The organism is Streptomyces sp. P9-2B-2 (genome assembly GCF_030406865.1).
Lineage (GTDB): Bacteria > Actinomycetota > Actinomycetes > Streptomycetales > Streptomycetaceae > Streptomyces > Streptomyces platensis.
Genome location: NZ_CP129126.1, coordinates 794963 through 816672, shown reverse-complemented (window position 1 = coordinate 816672; position 21710 = coordinate 794963). Strand labels below are relative to the sequence as shown.

The 21710-nt window shown below is 71.8% G+C and carries 22 protein-coding genes; 7 read left to right on the top strand and 15 right to left on the bottom strand.

All coding sequences use genetic code 11. The features are described 5' to 3' along the window. Window positions 1-49 precede the first annotated feature (49 nt). A complete protein-coding gene (locus QT196_RS03695; RefSeq protein WP_168477496.1) occupies window positions 50-658 on the bottom strand; it encodes a TetR/AcrR family transcriptional regulator in 609 nt (202 codons plus the stop codon). 71 nt (window positions 659-729) lie between these two features. On the opposite strand from QT196_RS03695, the gene QT196_RS03690 reads away from it, so the two are divergent. After that, complete coding sequence (locus QT196_RS03690) at window positions 730-1560, top strand: class I SAM-dependent methyltransferase (protein ID WP_266734975.1); 831 nt, start codon at window positions 730-732, stop codon at window positions 1558-1560. 62 nt (window positions 1561-1622) lie between these two features. On the opposite strand, the gene QT196_RS03685 is transcribed toward QT196_RS03690, so the two are convergent. Further along, window positions 1623-2459 (bottom strand): (2Fe-2S)-binding protein, encoded by an 837-nt coding sequence (locus QT196_RS03685; RefSeq protein WP_290354324.1) that lies wholly within the window; start codon window positions 2457-2459, stop codon window positions 1623-1625. 57 nt (window positions 2460-2516) lie between these two features. Then, complete coding sequence (locus QT196_RS03680) at window positions 2517-3380, bottom strand: LysR family transcriptional regulator (protein ID WP_266734977.1); 864 nt, start codon at window positions 3378-3380, stop codon at window positions 2517-2519. 157 nt (window positions 3381-3537) lie between these two features. Between QT196_RS03680 and QT196_RS03675 the strand changes: the two genes are divergently transcribed. From QT196_RS03675 to QT196_RS03650, 6 genes are all read left to right on the top strand, one after another. Continuing rightward, window positions 3538-4479, top strand: a complete 942-nt coding sequence (locus tag QT196_RS03675; RefSeq protein ID WP_290356602.1) for an EamA family transporter — start codon at window positions 3538-3540, stop codon at window positions 4477-4479. 183 nt (window positions 4480-4662) lie between these two features. Then, on the top strand, window positions 4663-5775 hold the full coding sequence (locus QT196_RS03670) for a CapA family protein (RefSeq protein WP_290354323.1): 1113 nt from the start codon (window positions 4663-4665) through the stop codon (window positions 5773-5775). A 149-nt stretch (window positions 5776-5924) separates the two neighbouring features. Continuing rightward, window positions 5925-8525 carry a class III lanthionine synthetase LanKC gene (gene lanKC, locus QT196_RS03665; protein ID WP_168477488.1) on the top strand — a complete coding sequence of 867 codons (2601 nt, stop codon included), beginning with the start codon at window positions 5925-5927 and terminating at the stop codon, window positions 8523-8525. A 57-nt stretch (window positions 8526-8582) separates the two neighbouring features. Next, on the top strand, window positions 8583-8711 hold the full coding sequence (locus QT196_RS03660) for a SapB/AmfS family lanthipeptide (RefSeq protein ID WP_042152795.1): 129 nt from the start codon (window positions 8583-8585) through the stop codon (window positions 8709-8711). Between the two features lie 125 nt (window positions 8712-8836). Continuing rightward, the gene (locus tag QT196_RS03655; protein ID WP_290354322.1) at window positions 8837-10612 is read left to right on the top strand and encodes an ABC transporter ATP-binding protein; all 1776 of its coding nucleotides are present in this window, start codon (window positions 8837-8839) and stop codon (window positions 10610-10612) included. Then, window positions 10609-12411 carry an ABC transporter ATP-binding protein gene (locus QT196_RS03650; protein ID WP_290354321.1) on the top strand — a complete coding sequence of 601 codons (1803 nt, stop codon included), beginning with the start codon at window positions 10609-10611 and terminating at the stop codon, window positions 12409-12411. The genes QT196_RS03655 and QT196_RS03650 overlap by 4 nt, the downstream gene beginning before the upstream one ends. Window positions 12412-12434: 23 nt before the next feature. Here the strand turns inward: QT196_RS03650 and QT196_RS03645 are convergent, their stop codons facing one another. The 12 genes from QT196_RS03645 to QT196_RS03590 form a co-directional block, all read right to left on the bottom strand. Continuing rightward, window positions 12435-13022 carry a response regulator transcription factor gene (locus QT196_RS03645; protein ID WP_168477486.1) on the bottom strand — a complete coding sequence of 196 codons (588 nt, stop codon included), beginning with the start codon at window positions 13020-13022 and terminating at the stop codon, window positions 12435-12437. Between the two features lie 545 nt (window positions 13023-13567). Next, window positions 13568-15271 (bottom strand): cholesterol oxidase substrate-binding domain-containing protein, encoded by a 1704-nt coding sequence (locus tag QT196_RS03640; RefSeq protein ID WP_168477485.1) that lies wholly within the window; start codon window positions 15269-15271, stop codon window positions 13568-13570. A 174-nt stretch (window positions 15272-15445) separates the two neighbouring features. Further along, the gene (locus QT196_RS03635; protein WP_266734988.1) at window positions 15446-15853 is read right to left on the bottom strand and encodes a gas vesicle protein K; all 408 of its coding nucleotides are present in this window, start codon (window positions 15851-15853) and stop codon (window positions 15446-15448) included. 81 nt (window positions 15854-15934) lie between these two features. After that, window positions 15935-16087, bottom strand: a complete 153-nt coding sequence (locus tag QT196_RS03630) for a gas vesicle protein (protein ID WP_042153760.1) — start codon at window positions 16085-16087, stop codon at window positions 15935-15937. 116 nt (window positions 16088-16203) lie between these two features. After that, on the bottom strand, window positions 16204-17139 hold the full coding sequence (locus tag QT196_RS03625) for a GvpL/GvpF family gas vesicle protein (protein WP_290354320.1): 936 nt from the start codon (window positions 17137-17139) through the stop codon (window positions 16204-16206). Next, window positions 17136-17561: a gas vesicle protein gene (locus QT196_RS03620; protein ID WP_168477482.1), complete on the bottom strand. Its 426-nt coding sequence runs from the start codon at window positions 17559-17561 to the stop codon at window positions 17136-17138. The genes QT196_RS03625 and QT196_RS03620 overlap by 4 nt, the downstream gene beginning before the upstream one ends. Before the next feature lie 29 nt (window positions 17562-17590). Further along, complete coding sequence (locus tag QT196_RS03615) at window positions 17591-18832, bottom strand: SRPBCC family protein (RefSeq protein WP_290354319.1); 1242 nt, start codon at window positions 18830-18832, stop codon at window positions 17591-17593. Further along, window positions 18825-19556, bottom strand: coding sequence for a hypothetical protein (locus QT196_RS03610; RefSeq protein ID WP_290354318.1), 732 nt, complete (start codon window positions 19554-19556; stop codon window positions 18825-18827). Before QT196_RS03610 ends, QT196_RS03615 begins: the two co-directional genes overlap by 8 nt. 29 nt (window positions 19557-19585) lie before the next feature. Then, window positions 19586-19843 (bottom strand): gas vesicle protein GvpG, encoded by a 258-nt coding sequence (locus tag QT196_RS03605; RefSeq protein WP_168477476.1) that lies wholly within the window; start codon window positions 19841-19843, stop codon window positions 19586-19588. A gap of 20 nt (window positions 19844-19863) precedes the next feature. Further along, the gene (locus tag QT196_RS03600) at window positions 19864-20577 is read right to left on the bottom strand and encodes a GvpL/GvpF family gas vesicle protein (RefSeq protein ID WP_168477474.1); all 714 of its coding nucleotides are present in this window, start codon (window positions 20575-20577) and stop codon (window positions 19864-19866) included. Window positions 20578-20580: 3 nt separating this feature from the next. Beyond that, window positions 20581-21024, bottom strand: a complete 444-nt coding sequence (locus QT196_RS03595) for a gas vesicle structural protein GvpA (RefSeq protein WP_168477472.1) — start codon at window positions 21022-21024, stop codon at window positions 20581-20583. A gap of 79 nt (window positions 21025-21103) precedes the next feature. Then, on the bottom strand, window positions 21104-21412 hold the full coding sequence (locus tag QT196_RS03590; protein WP_085925889.1) for a gas vesicle protein: 309 nt from the start codon (window positions 21410-21412) through the stop codon (window positions 21104-21106). Between the last annotated feature and the right edge of the window lie 298 nt (window positions 21413-21710).

Sequence of the window (21710 nt, the reverse complement as noted above, 5' to 3'; positions counted from 1 at the left end):
ATCAACGAGCACCAACCTCGAAAGCAACACCTTGATGACCGGCAGGCCCTTAGGGGCGCCGCGCCTGGTGCCCCGGTGCGGCGCCCGCGATGACCGTCGTCACGACTTTGTGGACGGCCTCCGTCCCCGGCGGGCTGCCGTCCCGGCCGGCGAACAGCAGATGCCCGGACCCGATCAGCGTGAGCGCGAGCGTGTCGACATCGGCATCCGCCGCGATGCGGCCCAGGTCGCGCTCCGCGGAGAGGTAGGAGGCCAGCATGGCCGTGGCTTCCGTCAGTACGGGGATGCCGGTCGGCCTGACCTGGCGCAGCCGGGTGCGCAGGACGTCCCGGGAGGTGATCAGGCCGACGATGGCCACGGCGAGCGAGCCGAACACGTCCCGCAGTGCGCCGGTGAGGTTGTCGGCGACGGTGCCGGTCCCGGCGGACTCGCGCAGGGCGGCGGCCTGTTGGTCGATCCGGCCGATGCGGTCCAGGACGAGCTCGGCGAGGAAGGCGTCGAAGTCGGCGAAGTGCCGGTGCAGGACCCCCTTGGCGCACCCCGCCTCCGTGGTGACCGCGCGGCTGGTCAGGGCGTTCGGCCCGGCCCGGAGCAGAATGCGCTCCGCGGCGTCGAACAGCTGCCCGCGCGCGTCGCGCATGGCCACCCCTGTCGGCATACTGCGCCTTTCTCTTTCCTCGCCGGACCCGACCCGTTGACGAGTGGGCAGGTGCCCACCATAGTGGGCGCATGCCCACTTTACCTCCGGAGCCTGCCCCTCGCTCCGCGCGCGAGCCCCAACTGCCCTGTCAGGCAGCGGCATCGTTCGGTGCGGACGCCGCACGCTATGACCGGGCCCGGCCCCGCTATCCCGACGCCATGGTGCGCCGGATCGTCGCCGCCGGCCCAGGCCCCGAGGTCCTCGACGTCGGGTGCGGTACCGGCATCGCCGCCCGCCAATTCCAGGCGGCCGGCTGCCGGGTGCTCGGCGTCGACATCGACGCACGGATGGCTGACCTGGCGCGGCGCAGCGGGGTCGAGGTGGAGGTGGCGGCATTCGAGAGCTGGGACCCGGCCGGGCGGGCGTTCGACGCGGTCATCGCCGGGCAGACCTGGCACTGGCTGGACGCGGTGGCGGGGGCGGCCAAGGCGGGCCAGGTGCTGCGTCCTGGTGGCCGACTGGCGGCGTTCTGGAACGTATTCCAGCTCCCGCCCGAGGTGGCGGACGCCTCCGCCGCGGTCTGCCGACGGGTGCTGCCGGACTCGCCGTTCAACCTCCAGGCGGTGACGCAGCAGACCCGGGACGGATATCAGGTGGTGTGCACCCGGGTGGCCGACGGGATCAGGGCGGCGGGCGGCTTCAGCGAACCGGAGGAGTGGCGATTCGACTGGGAGTGGACCTACACCCGGGACGCATGGCTGGACCAGCTGCCCACCCATGGCGCTTTCACCCAACTCCCGTCGCACCAGATGGCAGAGGTGCTGGAGGCCGTCGGCGCCGCCATCGACGCGATGGGCGGCAGTTTCACGATGCGTTACGCGACGGTGGCGGTCACGGCGAGGCGAACTGACGCCGCCTGAGCGAGAGTTGGTCGCTGACCTGTCACCCCCGGGGTCGCCGGATCACGGACGCCGGCGCCCGCTCATCGCCCTCCCCGCCCGCGCCGGCCTCGCCCGTCGCCGACCCGTCCGCCACCGCCCGACCCACGCAACAGCACGCAATCGCCGCACACGGCGCCCGTGCCGCCCGGTGCGGCGCGGTAGATGAGGCAGCAACTTCGGCGGGTGAAGCGGGCGTTGTGGGGGTTCAGGGTGTGGGTGTTCCGTAGTCGGGGGTGCTGTAGGAAGGTCAGGGCTGTTGCGTGGGCGGGGTGTGCCAGGGAGGGGGCCGCCGCGGTGATGCCGGTGGCGGCGCCGTTCACGGCTGAGGCCACGTTGCCCCACAGGATGTGCTGGGAGACCGAGAAGGGGGCGAAGGTGGCCACCAGGTCGTGGACCGGTCCGGTCAGCAGGTCGTCGGCGAGGGCGCTGACCGGGCGGGTGTCGCTGCCGGGGTCGTACCCGTGCTGCACGTCCTCGGCCGCGGCCGGGGTCACCGCCTCTCGGGGCAGTGAGAGTGGGAAGGCGCCGCTGAGGGATGACCTCCACCGCAGGTCGCCCAGGGTGAGCGGCCGCGACGGCAGGCCGTGCAGAGTGGCGAGGCCGAGGGCGGGTGAGATGACGCGGGCCATCAGGCCGAGATGGGCCACCGAGGCGGCCACCCGGGACTCGACGGCTTCGGGCGGGCTGCCGTAGTTGGCGGCGAGGGAGGCCCGCACGGAGGCGACCCGTTCGCGCAGGGCGCCGTTCCCCTCCTCCGTCAGCTCGCTCAACGTCCGCCAGGGAGGGGTGAGTTCGGAGCCCTCGGGGTGGGTCTCGAAGGCGCAGAAGGGGCCGAGTGCTGCGAGGTGTGGCGTTGGTGCGGCAGCGGGTTCCGTCATGGGTGCGGTCCGATTCGTCGAGAAGGGGGCGGGCAGCGGCACCTCAGGGGAGGCCGTTCACGTTCGCTGCCGGTAGAGGTCGGTGAGTAGCGCGACGGCGGCATGCGTGGCCGGATGGGGGTCATGGCGTCGCCAGATGAGATGGACCGCGACGGGGGTGGCGTCCCGGAGGCGCCGGAAGACGATGCCGTCGCGCCGGTACTGGTTGGCGGTGCTCTCCGGTGTGATGCCGACGCTGCGGCCGGTGGCGATCGCCGTGAGCCAGTCGTCGATGTCCTGGGTGTACTCGACGACCGGGCGCGCGTCGGGGGGCCACAGATCGGCTGTGGTGGTGCCGGTGCGACGGTCGAGAAGGAGGGTGCGGGTGCGGACGTCGGCCAGGGGGATGGCGCGGCGGGTGGCCCAGGGGTCGTCGGCGGCCATCGCGCAGTAGCGGCGTTCCTGGCCGACGACGGCGCTGGCGAAGCGCGCGTCGTCGAAGGCCGTACGGACCACGGCGAGGTCGCACAGCCCCTCCGCCAGACCACCCGTGGCGGAGTTGGTGCGGATCAGATGCAGCTCGATATCGGGGTGGCGGGCCGCCCAGCGGCGCTGGTACTCGGCGGTGTGCCGGCCCATGGCCGACCAGGCGTGGCCGATACGCAGCCGGGTGTGGCCGGTGGTGGCCTCGCGGATGAGGTTGTCGGCCTCGGCCAGCACCTTCCGGGCGCGGGCCAGCACCTGGACGCCCGCGGTGGTGGGGATGACGCTCCGGCTGGTGCGGTGCAACAGCCGTACGCCCAGGAAGTCTTCGAGCGAACCGAGCGTCCGGGACACCGCCGCCTGCGAGATCCCGAGATCGATGGCGGCGTCGGTGAAGCCACCGGCATCGACGATCGCCACCAGGCAGCGCAGATGTCGCAGTTCCATCCTCAGATCCATAACCAGAGCGTATTGATACGTACGAGGATGCATTTTAGGTATCGATGCCGGTGGGCGGAGGCTGCCGGGTATGAGACGAAGCACGCAGGGCCTGCCGCATCCGGAAGCCGTCCGTGGGGGACCGGCGGCGCGCTCGGGCGGACTGGCGGGCGTGGCGATGATGTGCGGCAGCGGACTCGCCAACCAGACCGGCGCCGCGACGGGAGCGCTGGCCTTTCCGGCGATCGGACCGGCCGGGGTGGTGGCCGTGCGGCAGTGGGTGGCCGGGCTCGTCCTCCTGGCGGTGGGCCGGCCGAGGCTGCGTTCGTTCACCTGGCGGCAGTGGTGGCCGGTGCTGTGCCTGGCGATGGTGTTCGCCACGATGAATCTGACCCTCTACACCGCCATCGACCGCATCGGCCTGGGCCTGGCGGTGACCCTGGAGTTCCTCGGCCCGCTGGCCGTGGCCCTGGCCGCCTCCCGCCGGCTGGTGGACCTGCTGTGCGCCCTCGTCGCGGGGGCGGCGGTCGCCATTCTGACCAGCCCCGAGCCGAGCACCGACTACGCGGGCATCGCGTTCGGGCTGGTCGCCGCCGTGTGCTGGGCGTCCTACATCCTGCTCAACCGCCTCGTCGGCGCCCGTCTGCCCGGCGTCGAAGGGTCGGCAGCGGCCGCCGGTGTCTCCGCCCTGCTCTACCTCCCCCTCGGGATCACCGTGCTCGCCCACCACCCGCCGAGCCTGCGCGTCCTGGGATACGCGGCCGTCGCGGGCGTCCTCTCCTCGGCGGTGCCGTTCCTGGCCGACCTGCTGGCCCTGCGCCGGGTTCCCGCGCGGTTCTTCGGGATCTTCATGAGCGTCAACCCCGTCCTGGCGTCACTGGTCGGCCTGGTCGTCCTGGACCAGACCCTGCGCGGAATCGAGTGGCTGGCCGTTTCCGCGATCGTGGTGGCCAACGCCGTCAGCATCCTGGCCGCCGGTCGCCGTCCGGTGTCGGCGCCCGTGGCGCGCGGGGGCACCGCGCTCCCGGTGCCGACGATGCCCCAGGCCCCCGCGGCGGACACCACCACACCGCACGACGGTCCGCAGGCCGGGGCGCCGGCGCGGTGTGATGCCTGCTGAGCCGCGGCACCGTGTACGTCGGGATCGGCGCAGCTCAGGGGGAGGGGGACGAGGCCGGGGCCGGGGGAGAGGCCGGGTTCCCGGCTCCGGGACGCCGTGGCGCGGGGCGGCCGCCCCGCCCGCCACGAACCTCGTCCACCCGCCCGCCGCGAAACCTCGGCCGGCCGGTTCTAACCTGGGGGAATGGGCGGTGACTTGCTCACACTGTTCCTCTGCGGTGATGTCATGCTCGGCCGCGGGGTCGACCAGATCCTGCCGCACCCCGGAGACCCGGCGCTGAGGGAGGCGTACCTGCGGGACGCCCGCGCCTATGTGGAGCTGGCGGCGGCGAGAAACGGTCCCGTTCCGTGTCCGGCCGGCTTCGCCTGGCCATGGGGGGACGCGCTGGAGGTGCTCGACGACGCGGCGCCCGCCGCCCGGGTGCTCAATCTGGAAACCAGCGTCACGCGGTACGCCGGATTTGCACCCGAGAAGGAAATTCACTACCGGATGAACCCGGCGAACGTGCCCTGTCTGGCCGCCGCCCGTCCCGACGTCTGCGTACTGGCGAACAACCACGTCCTGGACTTCGGCCGCCAGGGACTGACGGACACCCTCGGCGCGCTCGCGGGCGCGGGCCTGCGGACGGCGGGAGCGGGAGCGGATCCCGACGCCGCGCAGCGCCCGGCGATCGTCCCCGTCGCGGACGGCCGCCGGATCCTGGTCTTCTCCTTCGGGATGCCGTCCAGCGGTATCCCGCGGGCCTGGGCGGCAGCCGGGGGCCGCTCCGGGGTCGACTTCGTGGCCCGGCCCTCACCGGCCGCCGCGGGCGAGATCATCGGGCGGGTACGGCAGGTGAAGCGGCCGGGGGACCTCGCGGTCGCCTCCGTCCACTGGGGACCCAACTGGGGCTACCACGTGACCCGTAGCGAGAGCGCCTTCGCCCGTGCGCTCCTGGAGGGCGGTGTGGATCTCGTCCACGGCCACTCCTCGCACCACCCCCGCGCCCTGGAGACATATCGCGGAAAGCTCGTGATCCACGGGTGCGGCGACTTCATCGATGACTACGAGGGCATCACCGGCTACGAGGAGTACCGGGACGACCTGCGGCTGCTCTTCCTCGTCACGCTGGCCCCGGACACCGACCGGCTCCACGACGTGCGGATCGTCCCCCTACAGGCCCGGCGCATGCGGCTGCGGCACGCCTCGCGCCAGGACTCCCGGTGGCTGCAAGGGCTCCTCGACCGGATCAGCTCCGGCTTCCGGCCCTGCGCCGCCGACGAGCCGGAGGGCACGCTCACCCTCCGTCCGGCCTAGGGGAAGGGCGGTGTTCCCGGCCGCCCCTTCACTTCTCAGCAAATTCGCAGCAAACGTGCATTTCGCATGGGTTCTTCGTGACAGTCATGACTGTTTGCGGTCCCCGCGCCATGACAGCGTCATCCCCGTCACCAGCCGAGGGGAATGCGATGAACAAGGGTTACGCGGTCTTCTGCGACGCCGACCGACAGTTCTACGACGCTCCCCACCGGCTGCCCGCGAGCAGCACCGGGCGCGGCGCTCAGTACGCGACGCTGAGCCGGGAGCTGCCGGAGGGCTGGCAGCGTCACCGCTCCGGCGACTGGCTGGCGTTCCGCCCGCTGGACCGCGAACTCCCCAGCCAGGGCTGGAAGATCCATGTCTCGGCCTGCCTGGACAACGCCGAACGCGTGCTGGCCAAGGTCTGGGACTACTGCGTCCCGCGCTCGATCGCCTTCAAGTGCATGCCGACCCGGTACCTGCTGCACATCCGCAACGCCAAATACGCCGACCGCGGCGCCAGCGGAAAGTTCCTCACGGTCTACCCCGCCGATGAGGAGCAGTGCGGCCGCATCGCCGAGGAGCTGAACGAGCTGCTCGCCGGCGAGCCGGGACCGTACATCCTCAGCGATCTGCGCTGGGGCGCCGGTCCGGTGTATGTGCGCTACGGCAGCTTCACCGAACGGCACTGCTACGACGACAAGGGCGAACTCCGCCCCGCCATCGAGGACGGCCAGGGGCAGCTGGTCCCCGACCGCCGCGAGCCCGCGTTCCGGGTCCCCGAGTGGGTCACCCTCCCGGAGTTCCTCCAGCCGCATCTGACCGCCCGTTCCGCCACCACCGTCACCGACCTCCCGTACAAGATCGAGCAGGCGCTGCACTTCTCCAACGGCGGTGGTGTCTACGTCGGCCGGGACCTGCGGACCGACCAGCGAGTGGTGCTGAAGGAGGCACGGCCGTACGCCGGACTGGCCGCCGATGAAGCGGACGCCGTGGCCCGGCTGGAGCGGGAGCGGGACGCGCTGAAAAGACTCTCCGGACTCGGCTGTGCCCCCGAGGTGCACGACTGGTTCACGCTCGGCGAGCACACCTTCCTGGTGCTGGAGTTCATCGAAGGCCGGCCGCTGAACAGCTTCTTCGCGCACCGTCACCCGCTGATCGAGGCCGATCCGAGCCCCGAGCGGCTCGCGGAGTACACCGAGTGGGCCATGCGCGTCCACGGCCTGGTGGCCGACGCGGTCAAGGCGGTCCACTCCCGTGGTGTGGTCTTCAACGATCTGCACCTCTTCAACATCATGATGTCCGAGGACGAATCCTCCGTGGTGCTCCTGGACTTCGAGGCCGCGTCCGTCGACGACGAGTCCAGCCGCCAGGTGATCGCCAACCCGGGGTTCGTCGCCCCCGCGGACCGCCGGGGCTTCGATGTCGACCGCTACGCCCTGGCCTGTCTGCGACTTGCGCTGTTCCTCCCGCTCACCAGCCTCTTCGCGGTGGACCGCAACAAGGCGGCGCACCTCGCGGAGATCGCCGCCGCACAGTTCCCGGTGCCCCGCGACTATCTCGACGAAGCGGTGGCGGAGATCCTGCGGGGGTACCGGCCCGCGCACGCCCCCGTCCGCTCGGGCCCGACCGGGGGAGCGGACTACCTCCCCGTGGCCCTCGACGACTGGCCGCACAGCCGTGACTCCATGGTCCGGGCCGTGCTCGCCTCGGCGACCCCCGACCGGGAGGACCGCTACTTCCCCGGCGACATCGCCCAGTTCTCCACCACGGGCGGGGGCACCTGCTTCGCCTACGGGGCGGCCGGAGTGCTGTACGCCCTGGCGGAGACCGGCGCGGACCGCTGCCCGGAGGCGGAGGAGTGGCTGCTGCGGAGGACGAAGTCCCCCGCGTCCGGCAGCCCGCTCGGCTTCTACGACGGCCTCTCCGGCGTCGCCTGGGTCCTGGACCGGCTCGGCCACCGGGACCGGGCCCTGGACCTCATCGACACCGTCGCCACGCAGCGCTGGCAGGACATCGCCCCCGATCTGCACAGCGGCCTGGCGGGCCTCGGCCTCGCCCTCGACTCCCTGGCCGGGTCTACCGGCGAAACCGCCCTCGGCGAGCGGGCCTTGCACTGCGCCCAGCTCGTCGCCGACAAGCTCCGGACCGCCGCGCCACCCGCCGAGGCCGGTGCGACGCCCCGCGCCGGGCTGCTGCACGGCGACAGCGGAGCGGCCCTGCTCTTCCTGCGCCTGTACGAGCGCACGGACGACCCCGCGCTGCTCGATCTGGCCGCCGACGCCCTGCGCCGGGACCTGTCCCGCTGCGTCCGCGGCGCCGGGGGCGCCCTCCAGGTCAACGAGGGCTGGCGGACCATGCCGTACCTCGGCGCCGGCAGCGTCGGCATCGGCATGGTGCTCGACGACTTCCTCGCCCATCGCCCGGACGACGAGTTCGCCCGGGCGCGGAGCGAGATCGTGCAGGCCGCCCAGGCCAAGTTCTATGCCCAGCCCGGCCTGTTCCGCGGCGCGGCGGGCATGGTGCTGCACCTCGCCCGCACCACGGCCGGCGGCCCCGGCACCCATGCCGCCGACCTCCGCCGCCAGATCGGCTCCCTGGCCTGGGGCGCCGTGCCCTACCAAGGCCAACTGGCGTTCGCCGGGGAGCAGATGATGCGGCTCTCCATGGACCTGAGCACCGGCACCGCCGGATGCCTGCTCGCACTGGGCAGCGCGCTGCACGACACCCCCGTGCACCTGCCCTTCCTCCCGCCGCCCAGGCGGCCCTGAAGCCGGCCCCGTCCGGGGCCGATCGAGAAACACCGTCCCCATCAGAGAGGAACCACCATGTCCCTTCTTGACCTTCAGACGCTGGAGACCCCCAAGGCCGAGGCCACGGAGGAGCTGCACACCGGCAGCCGCGCGAGCCTGCTGCTCTGCGGTGACAGCAGCCTGAGCGTCACCACCTGCAACTGACTTCTCGCCGCTACCGGACCTCGGTCCCCTAGCGCGTAAGTCACGGCGAGCCCCGGGTGGCAACACCGCCCGGGGCCTGCCGCTGCCACCCGCAAACGTCCCTTGGAGGCGAGGTCCGCACCCGTATGCCCCGCACCCCCGGGCCCTCCTCGCCCCCGCCCGCGCCGGCCGCCCGCCGCGGTCCCGACCCCGGCGTCCGCTCCGTACTGACCGGGGCCTTCCGGCACAGCCCCGTACGCACCCTCGCCGTCTGCCTCTTCAGCGTGGCGTCAGCGGGTGCCGCCCTCGCGCTGCCCGCCGTACTCGGCCACACCCTCGACCTCGTACTCGGCGCCCGTCCGGGCCTCCACGGGGCCCTCGTGCTCTGCGCCGTGCTGCTGAGCGCGGAAGTGCTGCTGGACGCGCTGGTCGCGCTGACCGGCGGCGTCACCACCGCACGCAGCACCGCCTGGCTCCGCCGGCGCGGTATCGACCATCTGCTGTCCCTCGCCCCGCACCGGGTCGCGGACCGCTTCACCCCCGGCGACCTGGTGACCCGCCTCACCGGGAACGCCGCCGACGCCGGGACCGCACCCACCGCCGCGGCCACCGGCCTCGCCGCCGTCATCACCCCGGTCGGCGCCCTCATAGCCCTGGCGCTCACCGACATCTGGCTGGCCGCCGTGTTCCTCGCAGGGCTGCCGCTGCTGACCCGGCTGCTGCGCCGCTTCGCCCGCGGCTCCTCCGACAGCGTCGGCCGCTATCAGCGCGTCCAGGCGGACCTCGCGACCCGGCTCGTCGAGGCGCTCGGCGGCGCCCGGACCATCGCCGCGGCGGGCACGGCGGGGCGCGAGCGGGCCCGGATCCTCGCCCCGCTTCCCGAACTGGGCGCGCAGGGACGGCAGATGTGGCAGATCTACGGCCGCGCCGTGGTCAGCAGCAGCATCCTGGTGCCGCTGCTGACCACCGCCGTCCTCGCCGTCGGCGGCATCCGGCTGGCCTACGGCAGCCTGTCCGTCGGTGAGCTGCTGGCGGCCTCCCGGTACGCCGCCCTCACCGCCGGGCTGGGCGGGGTCGTCGGGCAGCTCAACGCCCTGGTGCGCAGCCGCGCCGCGGCCCACCGCACCGGCGAACTCCTCACCCTGCCCACGCCCGCGCAGGGCTCCCGGCCGCTGCCCGCCGACGGCACCGGCCGGCTCGAACTGCGCGCGGTCACCGTCCTCCGCGGTGGCACCCCCGCGCTGCGCGACATCGACCTGGTGGTGCCCGGCGGTACGACCATGGCGGTCGTCGGGCACTCGGGGGCGGGCAAATCGCTGCTCGCCGCCGTCGCGGGCCGGCTCACCGACCCCGACAGCGGACAGGTACTGCTGGACGGGATACCCCTCGACGAGGCCGACCCGGCACAACTGCGCCGCGAGATCGGCTACGCCTTCGAGCGCCCCGCCCTGTTCGGCGCCACCGTAGGAGCCGCCATCGGCTTCGGCCCCTACGAGCCCCCGGACCGGGCCATCGAGGCCGCCTCCCGCGCGGCCGGTGCGGACTCGTTCGTCCGTCTCCTCCCCGGGGGATACGCCGCCCCGCTCACCGCCGCCCCGCTGTCCGGCGGCGAGGTCCAACGGCTCGGCCTGGCCCGGGCGTTCGCCCACGCGGGCCGGCTGCTCGTGCTCGACGACGCCACCTCCAGCCTGGACAGCGTCACCGAACTCCATGTCCGCCGGGCCCTGGTCCATGACGTACGGACCGGCAGCCGACTGCTGATCGCCCATCGCGTCTCCTCCGCCGCCCGCGCCGACCTGGTCGCCTGGCTGGAGAACGGCCGGCTCCGCGCCGTCGCCCCGCACGACCGGCTCTGGGCGGACGCCGACTACCGCGCGGTGTTCGCCCATACCGACGACGAGGACACCCGGACCGCCTCATGACGACCGCGACCGCACGACTGCTGCCCCGGGCGAGGCGCTTTCTCCGCCGCCGGACCCGCGTACTGCTGCTGCTGGCCGGCTGGTCACTGCTGGAGTCCGCCCACACCTTCCTCGGCGGCTACGGCCTGGCAAAGGCCCTGGACCAGGGCTTTCTGGCCGGCCACACCGGCGTCGGGCTGATCTGGCTGGGCGTCACCGCACTGGCCGTCGTCGTCGGCGGGCTGGCCGGCCGAGGGGTCTTCCGCGGACTGGCCGACCTCGTCGAGCCACTGCGCGACGGCCTGGTGCGTCAGGTGGTGTCGCGGTCGCTGACACACGCGGTGGAGCAGCCGGCCCGCGCGGCGGACAGCGCCGTGGTCTCCCGGCTGACCAACCAGACCGAGATCGCCCGGGACAGCTTCGCCGGACTGGTCCTGGTCGCCCGCTCCTTCGTGTTCACCGCCGCCGGAGCGGTGCTCGGACTGCTCTCCCTGGCACCCCAGTTGCTGCTCATCGTGGTGCCTCCGCTCGCGGCCGGGCTGCTGCTCTTCCTGGCCACCCTCCGGCCGATGGCGGCCCGCCAGCGCGCCTTTCTCCAGGCGGACGAGGACCTGGCCACCCAGTTCGGCGCCGTCGCCGAGGGACTGCGTGACGTGGTGGCCTGCGGTGCGCAGCAGCGGACCGCGGACCGGGCGTACGCCGTGATCGAGGACGAGGCCCGCGCGGCACGGCAGCTGGCACGCTGGGCCGCCGTCCGCTGTCTCGCGCTCGGCCTGGCCGGCCAACTGCCCATCCTGTTGCTGTTGGTGACCGCGCCCTGGCTGCTGCGGCAAGGGCTCACCCCCGGCGCCGTGCTGGGCGCGCTGGCCTATCTGACCCAGTCCTTGCTGCCCGCCCTGCACACCCTGATGAACGCACTGGGCTCGGCCGGCACCCGGCTGCTCGTGGTCCTGGACCGGCTCACCACCGGCCCCGGCTCCGCTCCTGAGCCCCCCACCGCGCCGCTCCCAGCCCCCGCGCAGGACCCCGAGGCCCGCCTCCCCTCCCCGCCCGACGACCCCCGCGTCGAACTGCGCGCGGTGACCTTCGCCTACGGGCCCGCCGCCCAGCCCGTGCTGCACGACCTCGACCTGACCGTCGAACCGGGCGAGCACCTCGTAGTGGTGGGCCCGAGCGGCATCGGAAAGTCGACCCTGACCGCTCTTGTCGCCGGTCTGCTCGAACCCGGCCACGGCGAGATACGCGTGGCCGGCCGACCGGTCCGCGCCCCCTCCGGAACCGATCCGTCCCTGTTGCGCGTGCTCATCCCGCAACAGGCCTACGTCTTCTCCGGAACCCTGCGCGAGAACCTGCTCTACCTCTGCCCGGAGGGCGCCTCCACGGCCGCCCTGGAGGCGGCGTCGGACGCCGTGGGCCTGGACGCGCTGGTGCACCGGCTGGGCGGCTTCGACGCACCGCTCGACCCGGGTGCCCTGTCCCAGGGCGAGCGCCAGCTGATCGCACTGGGCCGGGCCTATCTGTCCCCCGCCCCTCTCGTCCTCCTCGACGAGGCGACCTGCCATCTCGACCCGGCGGCGGAGATGCGGGCCGAGCGCGCCTTCGCGGAGCGGCCCGGAACGCTGATCGTCGTGGCCCACCGGATCACCTCGGCCCGCCGGGCCGACCGCATCCTGGTACTCGACGGCAACCGTGCCACCTGCGGCACCCATGACGAGCTGCTCGCACGCTCGCCCCTCTACCGGGATCTCGCGGGAAGCTGGCAGCCGGACGCCCCGGACGGCGCGGAGAACCTCACCGCGAAGTCCCGCTCTCTCGGCTGATCACGGGACTTCACGGACACTCCCTAGACCCAGCCCGCCCCCTGCGATATCCGTATCGCGTCCACGCGGTTCCGGGCGCCGGTCTTGCGATTGATCGCCGCCATGTAGTTGCGTACCGTCCCACTGCTCAGATGCAGTTCACGGGCGATCTCGGAGACCGAGGCGCCGCCCGCGGCGAGCGAGAGCACGCTTAACTCACGCGGGGTCAGCGGCATGTCAGCGGCCTCCAGGAAGTCCGGGCTGAGCGAATGGTCGACATAGCGCTTCCCGGCGGCGACCAGGTTTATCGCGTGCAGCAGCCGGGCCGGTGGCGCGTCCTTGTCCACAAAGCCCCGCGCGCGGGCGGCGATGGCCCGGCGCAGGGTGCCGGGCCGGCAGGCGCTGGCCAGGACCAGCAGGGCGCATCCCGGGCCGCCGGGAGGGTCCGCCGAGGCCACCGAACCCGCACAGTCGCCATCGACGACGCACACCTGCGGCCGGAAGGAACGGGCTCGCCCGGGGGCACTTCTCCAGCAGGCGGCGACCGCGTCGATACCCTCCTCGTCGCGCAACAGCGCGGTGAGCGCCGAGCGCAGCAGCCGCGTTTCGTGCACCACCAAGACCCGGATCACGTTCGTCCCTTCGTTTCCGCTTCTGCGGTCTGCCCCCGTCGTCGGACAGCCGCCCGGGGAACAACCGGCGATGTGGCGACAGTTACCCGACGAGCCTCTGCCGCAGCACACACTTTCGGCCCCGAACGTTGCCTTGCAGAATTGTTACGGCTGTCATTCCCGCCAGATGCATTTTCGCGGGAGATGACTGGAAACCGCATCATCGGGCCCGGGTGCGGCCTCGTTCATTACCGCTCAGGATGGCAGGACTCCACAATGCGCGGGTCGGCCGGTGGGCGCCGCAGTACCCGCAGGCCGGTGTGTGGGGTGAGCTGCGGCGGGGGAGCGGCCGGCGTCCGGAGGCCGGCGGTGTTCGTAGGAACTTCACACATCTAGGGGGCGGATTCCGGAAAGCGTCCAGCGCGTCCGGCGCAGAATTCCCGCCAACCTCGCGATGACCGCTTAGCGGGTTGTTTCCTGCACTTGTTACGGGTGTGACGGACGTGCCGGGTGATTTCGGTAGGGGGGCGCGCGGAAATTCCGCGCGCCCCCCTGAGGGAGGTGACTCAGGGCAGCAGAGCGTCGAGGAACGTATTGGAGAACACCCTTGCCGGGTCATAGGAGTTGAGGATGTCGCGGGCGGTGCGCCACTCGTCGAAGGCGGCCGGCACGCTGCCGTCCAGCGTGGCGGGGTCCCGCCACGCCCCGCTGTCCGTATAGGCCCAGCCCTTGGACCACTCGGGACGCACGGTCGCATACGACCCGGTGTAGGTCTGCCAGATCCACTGCTCCAGCTCACGGAAGAAGGGGGCGGCGCCCGGCGTACCGGGATAGGTGGCGAAGTCGAGCCACACCACCGTGTCCCACTCGGGATGGTCCCGACGGGCCCGGGCCGGGGAGAGCAGGGGGCCGTCGAGCGGGTCCGTACCGGTGATGCGCAGCTCGATCGGGCCGTTGACGGGAAAGGAGCCGCGGGCCTGGTGAGCCGTGAGCACCTGCTGATAGCGGGAGTAGAAGTCATTCACCACCCGCTGCACATTCGCCCGGGAGGTCAGTACCGCCCACCCCGCCTCGACGATCCGCAGCGTGGTGGGTTCGACGTACAGCAGAGTGTTCTTCGACCAGCCCCAGACATCCCAGGTGCCGGTGACGATCAGCCCGGAGCCGACGATGGACATCGCCAGCTTGGTGAAGACGGGCGTCTTGTCGCCCCCGCCCGAGGCGATCTCCCCGAGCAGCCGCGACATCTCCTCGGTGACCCGGTTGGCGAAGGTGTAGGCGTACGGGGTGTCGATCTGCCGGGAGAGCACCGGCTTGCTGGGCGCCAGGCTCCACACCTTCAGCCACGGCACATCGGTGAACGGGAACCAGATCGCCTCGATGCGCCCGGTGCGGTCCAGGTAGGAGCCGATCGTGCGGCCGCCCGTACCGGGGGGACCGAAGACGGTCCCCACGTTCACGTCGTACCAATTCTGGCAGCGCAGCCGGGTGTTGGCCGCGGCCGTCAGCGTCACCTCGGTGACGAAGGCACGGCCCAGGTGGACGAGGAAGGCCCGGATGTCCGGGTCGGAGCGGGAGAACGTCTTGAGCACGTAACGCGCCTCCGCCGCGCTCCAGACCACGGCGGTGAGCGAGGTGACCAGCGAGCTCAGGGTGCCGAAGCCGGAGCCCGTGGGCGGGTTCTCGGTGGCGGTGGGCACCCCGGTGCCGTGGCCGCCGATGGCCAGCACCCCGCCGATGGTGAGGTCCCCGGGCGCTGTAGTGGTGGCGAGACCGAGTCCCGACTCCTCCAGGAGGGCGAGGATCCGGTCCAGGGTCGCCCCCGCCTGCGCGGTGACGCTCCCCGGATTGCCGCCCCGCACACTGACCGCGGTGAGATGGGACGTGGTGTCGACGATGACCGTCCGGTTGGTGTCGGCCCCGGCGGGTACCACCAGCGGCGACCAGGTGTGGCCCTTGCCCCGCGCCCGGAGCCGGTAGCCGTGCTGATGCGCCCAGTTGGCGAGGGTGACCACATCGTCGGGTGTACGGGCCGAAGCCGTCCAGACGCCCTCGACGACGATCTCCAGCGACCAGTTCCGGAAGGCCTGTTGGGAGAGGGGAATGCCCGCGGGAAAGTCGGGCGGAGGGGTGAGAGTGGCCGCGGCACTGCCCGCGGGGATGCGATGCGCGGGCTGTAGCCCGGCCGCCGCCGCAAGCCCCGCGGCGGCGGCCCCGGTCAGTAACGTACGGCGGGTGAGGGAGGTTCTGCGAGCGCTGTCGTCGGACATGGCTGTCCTTCCGGCACGCGGCGCGCCGCCCCGTTGCACCGCGCACGGATCGTAGGGGTGAGACCGTACGAGCGCCCCGGTGCGGTGGGGGTGTGCCGGAAGGGTAGGGTGACGGCCCGTCAGTTGCAATGCCCGTGCGACGGACGGCGGAAGCGGCCCGCCGGGGACCGCGGATCAGGCGGCGTCGTCACGGGGCAGCAGCGATCCCAGGGGGCCGAGATCGAGATTGAGGTCCCGCATCGTGAGGCCGTAACGCTCACAGAGTTCCGCCATCCGGTCCTGGAGAATCATCAGCGTCAGCCCAACCCGCTCCTCCTGGTCCTCGCTCAGGTCTCCCTGGTCGACGCGGTGCAGCGCGGTCCGCTCCATCAGCTGCCGCAAGAGCTCCACGATCGTCAGCACCAGTTTGATGAGATCGCGCTCCACCGTCTCCGGATCGGTCCGCAGCCGCTGGGCGAGAGCGCTGTCCCGCCCCTGCGGCGGCTCGTCGGACGGGGCCGGCACCAGGTCGAAGGCCCGGGCCGCGGCCTGCGCCACCTCCGCGAAGGCGGGCTCCACGGGTGCGGCCGGTTCATTCGTCATGGGTATCCCTCGTCTTGGGCGCTGCTCGTCGTGGACGTTGCTCGTCATGGGCGCTGCTCGTCGGAAAGGGGAGGGGGTGTCTCACCACGGCGCCGGACCGTCGGGTGTGATCGAGCGGATGACGGCCCGCAGATTGATGTGCACCAGGTCCACATCGGCGATCGACAGCACCACATCTCCGGTGAGCACCGCGCCCCCGTTCAGCAGACGGTCCAGGAGATCGATGAGCGCGATCTGCCGACCAGCGAGAGACTCTTCCGGGGTGAGGGGCGCCGGGGCCGGGACCTCGGCAGACGAGACCTCGGCGTACGGAACCTCGGCGTACGCGGTCTCGGGAGCGTCAGCCGCCATCACGCACTCCGCTCTTCGGCGGGCGGGGTCGCGGTCGCCGTCGCCGTCGCCGTCGCCGTCGCCGTCGCCGTCGCGAAGGAGTATGGCGCCCATGGCCCGGTGACCTCGATACGTACGCCGGGGACACCGTCGGCCAGACCTGTCAGCGCCCGGTGGAATTCCCGGAGCCGGTCCGTGGGCACCAGATAGGCCTCATTGGCGATGTTCTCCCCCGCGCCGGCGGCCAGTTCGCCCTGCTGGGGGCGGTGTGCGACCCGGTCCCGGGCCAGGGCGGCCGCCCGGTCCCGCACCTCGTCGGCGACGGCGCCCGCCGCGCGGTAGGCATCCCGCTGCGTCTGACGCCGAGCCTGGCGCTGTCGCAAGTAGGCCCGGCCGGGGCTGACCGGGGGAGCGGCGGGTTCCGGGCCGTCGGAGGCGGCGGGAGCCGGGTCGGCGGCCGCGGCGCGCGGGTCCGCGTACACCTTCACCCCCAGCTCGGCATGGCCTTCGAGCCGAGCGAGCAGCGCGTCGAACTCCGCGGCGCGCTCCCGCAGCATCGACCGCACCTGGGCGTCGTCCAGATACACGGTGGCCAGCCGCATGGGGAGCACCGTCGTCCCGGTGTGGGCGGACTCGACGACCGTGTGGTGGGTACGGGCGATTTCCTCCAGCTCCGTCAGGTTCTCCAACTGCGCCTTCATGCCCTCCTCGCTGAAGGTGTCGGCCGGGACGGACGAGACGAGCGCGGTGAGGCCGTCGGCGGACGCCGTCCGCACCCGCCCGTCCCGCAGCCCGGTGAGCCGGGGAGCCGCCGTGTCGAGACCGGCGCCCGCCCGGCCGATGGCGTAGACGTACGAGCTGGACGGGGGAGCGGACTCCCGCTGCTCGGTGGGACGGCCGAGCGGCTGCGGCAGTGATGGGGCAGCCGCGTCGTCTCCGTGCAGGTGGCTGGTCACTGCTCCTCCTCGTGGTGCGTCCGGTGCCCGTCGGAGCCCTGGGGCGAGCCGATGGCCGCCCGCAGCTCGGCGAGCTCCGCGCGCAGTTGCCGGTTCTCGTCGGCCAGCGGATCGCGGCCGGTCTCCGGCGGCTGCCCGGCGGGCACCTGCTGCGGTGGGCGGGCACGGGACGAGAGCGAGGGATCGTGCTCCCACCAGTCGATACCCATCTCCTTGGCCTTGTCGACGGAGGCGACGAGCAGCCGGAGCTTGATGGTCAGCAGCTCGATGTCGAGCAGATTGATCTGGATGTCGCCCGCGATCACGACGCCCTTGTCGAGGACGCGTTCCAGGATGTCGGCCAGGTTGGCGGAGGAGCCCTGCCCGCCGTACGGGGACGGACCGGAGGACGGCCCCATACGGCCGGCCAGTGAATCGGACATGATCAGCCTCGTCTGTGCGGTCGGGACGGTCAGCGGGCGGCGGCGGTACGGCGGCCCCGGGAGGGAGGCGCCGGCTCGTCCTCGTGCGCGTCCCGCCAGTCCTCGTACGCGTCCGGCTCGTCGTCGTCAGCGTCCGGCTCGTCCGGAGAGACGTCGTCCTCGTCGAGAGGTTCGTCCAGGTCGTCGTCCTCATCACGCGGCTCGTCGAGATCCTCGTCCTCGTCGACCGGCTCATCGAGGTCGTCGCCCTCCGCCGCGGTCCCGTCCTCGTCGGCCAGGTCCTCGTCCGTCTCGTCCTCGGGCCCGATGTCCGGGGCGTCGGCGTCCTCGGCTTCCTCGTCCTCTCCGGCCTCGTCGGGCGCCTCCGCATCGGGGCGTTCCTCGCCGTCGGACTCGGGCTCGGCGTTCTCCTCGTCCTGCTCCGCCTCGACGGCGTCGGCGTGCTCGACCACGACCTCGCCGTCCTGGATCTCGCCCCGCCAGCCGTCGGTGGCCTCGCCGCGCAGCATGATGAATTTGCGGTAGAGCTTGAGGTCCAGCCGGGCCCGGCGGCCCTGGGCGCGCCAGATATTGCCGGTCTTCTCGAACAGCCCCTTGGGGAAGTACTCCAGAACCAGCAGCACCCGCGTCAGGTTGTCGGTGAGGCGATGAAAGGTCACCACGCCCTTGACCGTGCCCTTCGCACCCTCGGTGGTCCAAGTGATGCGCTCGTCGGGGACCTGTTCGGTGACATTCGCCCGCCAACTACGCGTGGACTTGGCGACCTTCACCTTCCAGTTGCTGGTGGTGTCGTCGGACTTCTCGACACTGACCACCCCCTTGGCGAAGGTGCTGAACTCCTGGAACTGCGTCCACTGGTCGTATGCCTCGCGGACGGGCACGCCCACATCGATGTCCTCGACGATGGTCACGCTCTTGGACTTGCCGCCGCCGCCCTTGCGGCCCTTGCCGAACAGCCCCTTGACCTTGTCCTTGAGCTTGTCCTTGACGGTGTCCTTGAGGTGGGAGGCACCGGCGGTCAGCGCCGCCTGCTGCGGCGACTTGCCCTCGCCGAGCGCCGCACCGCCCTTCGTCAGGCTGTTCACCAGGCCCCCGGCGCCCCGGCCGGGTTCGGCGAGCTTGCCGACGCTCTCGCCCAGCTTGTGGCCGAGGCTGGTGACGGCGTGCTCTGCCCGTGCCTGGAGGTAGTGCTGCAACTCCTCCTTGAGCCGGCCGGCCGCCGGGCTCTTGGTCACCTCGTCCTTCACCTTGCCGAAAGTGGACTCAGCCATTGCGACCTCCCCGGTCGGCGGCCGTGCGGGCCGTACCGGACGCCTTCTTACGGGCCCCCGAGGCGGTCTTCCGCGCCGGGGAGGCGGCGGGACGTCCACGGGACGCACCACCGGCGTTCTTGCCCGATGACTTCGCGGTCCCCGAGGCGCTGGACGACGGGCGGCGCGCGGTGGACCGGGCGGGGCTGCCCGACTTCTTCGCCGATGCGGCGGACGACTTCGTGGCCGATTTCGTGGCCGTCTTCGTGGCCGTCTTGGCGGACGCGGCGGCAGGTGCCTTGCGGCGCGGCGCACGCTTCTCCTCGGCGTCCGCCGTGCCCTCGACATCCTCGGCGTTGCCCCGTGCGTCGTCCGCGGGCGCCTGCTCCTCGTCGTCCGCCGTGGAACGGTCGTCGTCCGTGGTCCGCTCGATCTCGCCGCTCACGTCCCGGCCCTCGTTGAGGGCCACGGTCCGCTCGTGCAGGGAGTCGGCGAGGCCGGACATCCGCTGGGTGAGCGCGGTGCCGGCCGCCGCCTTCGTGGCGTCCACCAGTTCCTTGCGCACCTGGTCGTTGAGGGGGCCCAGCACCGGCGAGTTGGCGACCAGCGTGCCCAGCTGCTTCGGATCCAGATTCAGCTTCTTGCCGGCCAGGAACAGGCCCAGGCCGAGGGCCATCTTGGCTTTCTTCGTGCGCCCCAGGAAGTAGCCCCCGACGAGGGCCACCCCTATCTTGGCGTTCGTCATCATCTGTCGTACACCTCAATCTCCCCTGATCAGGAGTCGGTACGGAGTCGTTGTCGGTGGGCCTCCAGCCACTCCAGCCGGTCCAGAAGCTCGTCCTCGCGGGAGTCGAACTCCTCGGGCCCGATGCTGCCGTCCAGCAACTGCTGTTCCAGCGCGGCCAGTTCCTCACGGACCGGCGCCGGGTCGTAGTACTCGCGCTCGGCGGTGACCAGCACCTGATCCAGGACCCAGACCGTGCCCCGCACCGGGGCCAGCGGCAGGGTCAGAAGCTGTGTGAGCAGGCCCATGGCCGATCTCCTCTCGGAGGTCAGACGAAGCTGTACGGCGGCAGCGGGCCGTGCAGGCTGAAGGTGTAGGTGTCACCGCGCTGCCCGGCCTCCTCGTGGACCGCCTCCGAGAAGGCCGCGGCCTTCTCCCGCTCCACGAGGAAGGACACATTGAGGAAGTGCCGCTTGGTCGGTTCGACGTCCGCGGTGCATACGGCGGCCGGAGCAAGCCGGGCCACGATGTCCGCACGGGCCCGCTCCTGACGGGCCTGCACCTCCTGCGAGATCAGCTCACCGAGCGCCACCTTGTCGTCGTACGCGCCGGGGTTCTGCCGGGTACGGTCGTTGAGCTGCCGCACCTCGGCGGACTCCCGCATGATCTCCCGCAGCAGGTCGTCCTCGTCGCGCTCCACCTTCAGGTGGTACTCACGGCAGCCGTCGACCTCCGAGAGCCGCTGGAGGTAGCTGTCGCGATCCTGCTCCAGGACGGCGGCCACTTGGGCGTCGTCGGTGCCGACCAGCCCGAAGCGCATCGGCAGGGCGGCGCCGTCGGCCAGCAGCCGTTCCTGAACTCCCTGGTGGGCCGCCACATCGCGGCGCTTGGCCCGGAGCTCCGGCGGTGCGTCGCTGACCACCGCGCACAGATCCTTCGTGGTGACGGTACGCAGCTCGGCCGCGGGGTCACCGACCCCGTTGAGGCCCGTCAGCCGCAAGGGGTGGCCGGCCGCGGTGATGGCGTAGAGGTACGTTCCCATGGCTCAGTCCTCCCGGCGGCGTGCGGTGCGACGGTTGCTCGCCGCGGAAGACTTGCGGGCCGGGCGCTCTTCCTCTTCCGCGGAGTCCTCCTGGCCGCCCTTCTGAAGGGATTCGCTGAAGGCCTCGACGGCACCGGTCAGCGCGCCTTTCGACTTTCCTTTGGCGCCGCTCTCGGTCGCCTCACCGACCAGATCGGTGAGCTGGCTCGGCGCCTTGCGACCGGATTCCAGATCGAGCCGGTTGCATGCCTCGGCGAAGCGCAGATAGGTGTCCACGCTCGCGACGACGACGCGCACATCAATCTTGAGGATTTCGATGCCGACGAGGGAGACGCGCACAAAGGCGTCGATTACCAGCCCGCGGTCGAGGATCAGCTCAAGAACATCGTAGAGATTTCCCGAACCGCTGCCGCTGGTGGGCGCGTTGGATTGCTGAATGGCAGTCATGATGGATCGTCCCTTCCAGTTGACTGGAGCGGGTCATGCGGCCGTGAGAGGTCGTGGTGTGTGCCGGGCGAGGGCCGATCTACCTGTCGATCTGGCCCCGCCCGTAGCGGCGGGTCCGCTCATATCCCACGAGTTGGCCCTGTTCATCGAGGTGGACGCGGTAGGAAGCCATCACACTCGCGGTGTCCGGCACCCTTTCGATCTCCACCACTTCCACGTTCGCCAGCCAACCGTCATCGGTGGGCTTGAGCGCCGACACCGAAGCGGGCTCGCATTGCAGCATTTGGGCAAGTTGCCCGGTGGCGTGGCGCATTGCCGTGGGGGCCGAGATCCGCTCCGGTCGCTCGTCGTGTGCCTTTTCGCGTTCCGTGTTTTCCTCGGTTGCCATGATCCCGCCCGTCGCGCGTCGTAGGGCTTTCTGTCGAAGTACGGAGGCCGTTGCTGGCGGTAGTGGATCGGGTGCCCCTGGGACTCGAACATATGCGTAGTCGCACACAGGGGGCGGCAATTCCTTTACGCCGAAGACCGCCGTTGCCCGGCAGCGCAGGAGAGAACGCACAGGTGCCCGCGCAGGTCCACGCGCAGGTCACCGTACGAAGCGGAAGGCGGTCACCGGCCCGACGGGCGGATCAACGGCCGGACCGACGCATGCAGCACCAACTCCGCGCCACAAAAGGGTAGTTCAG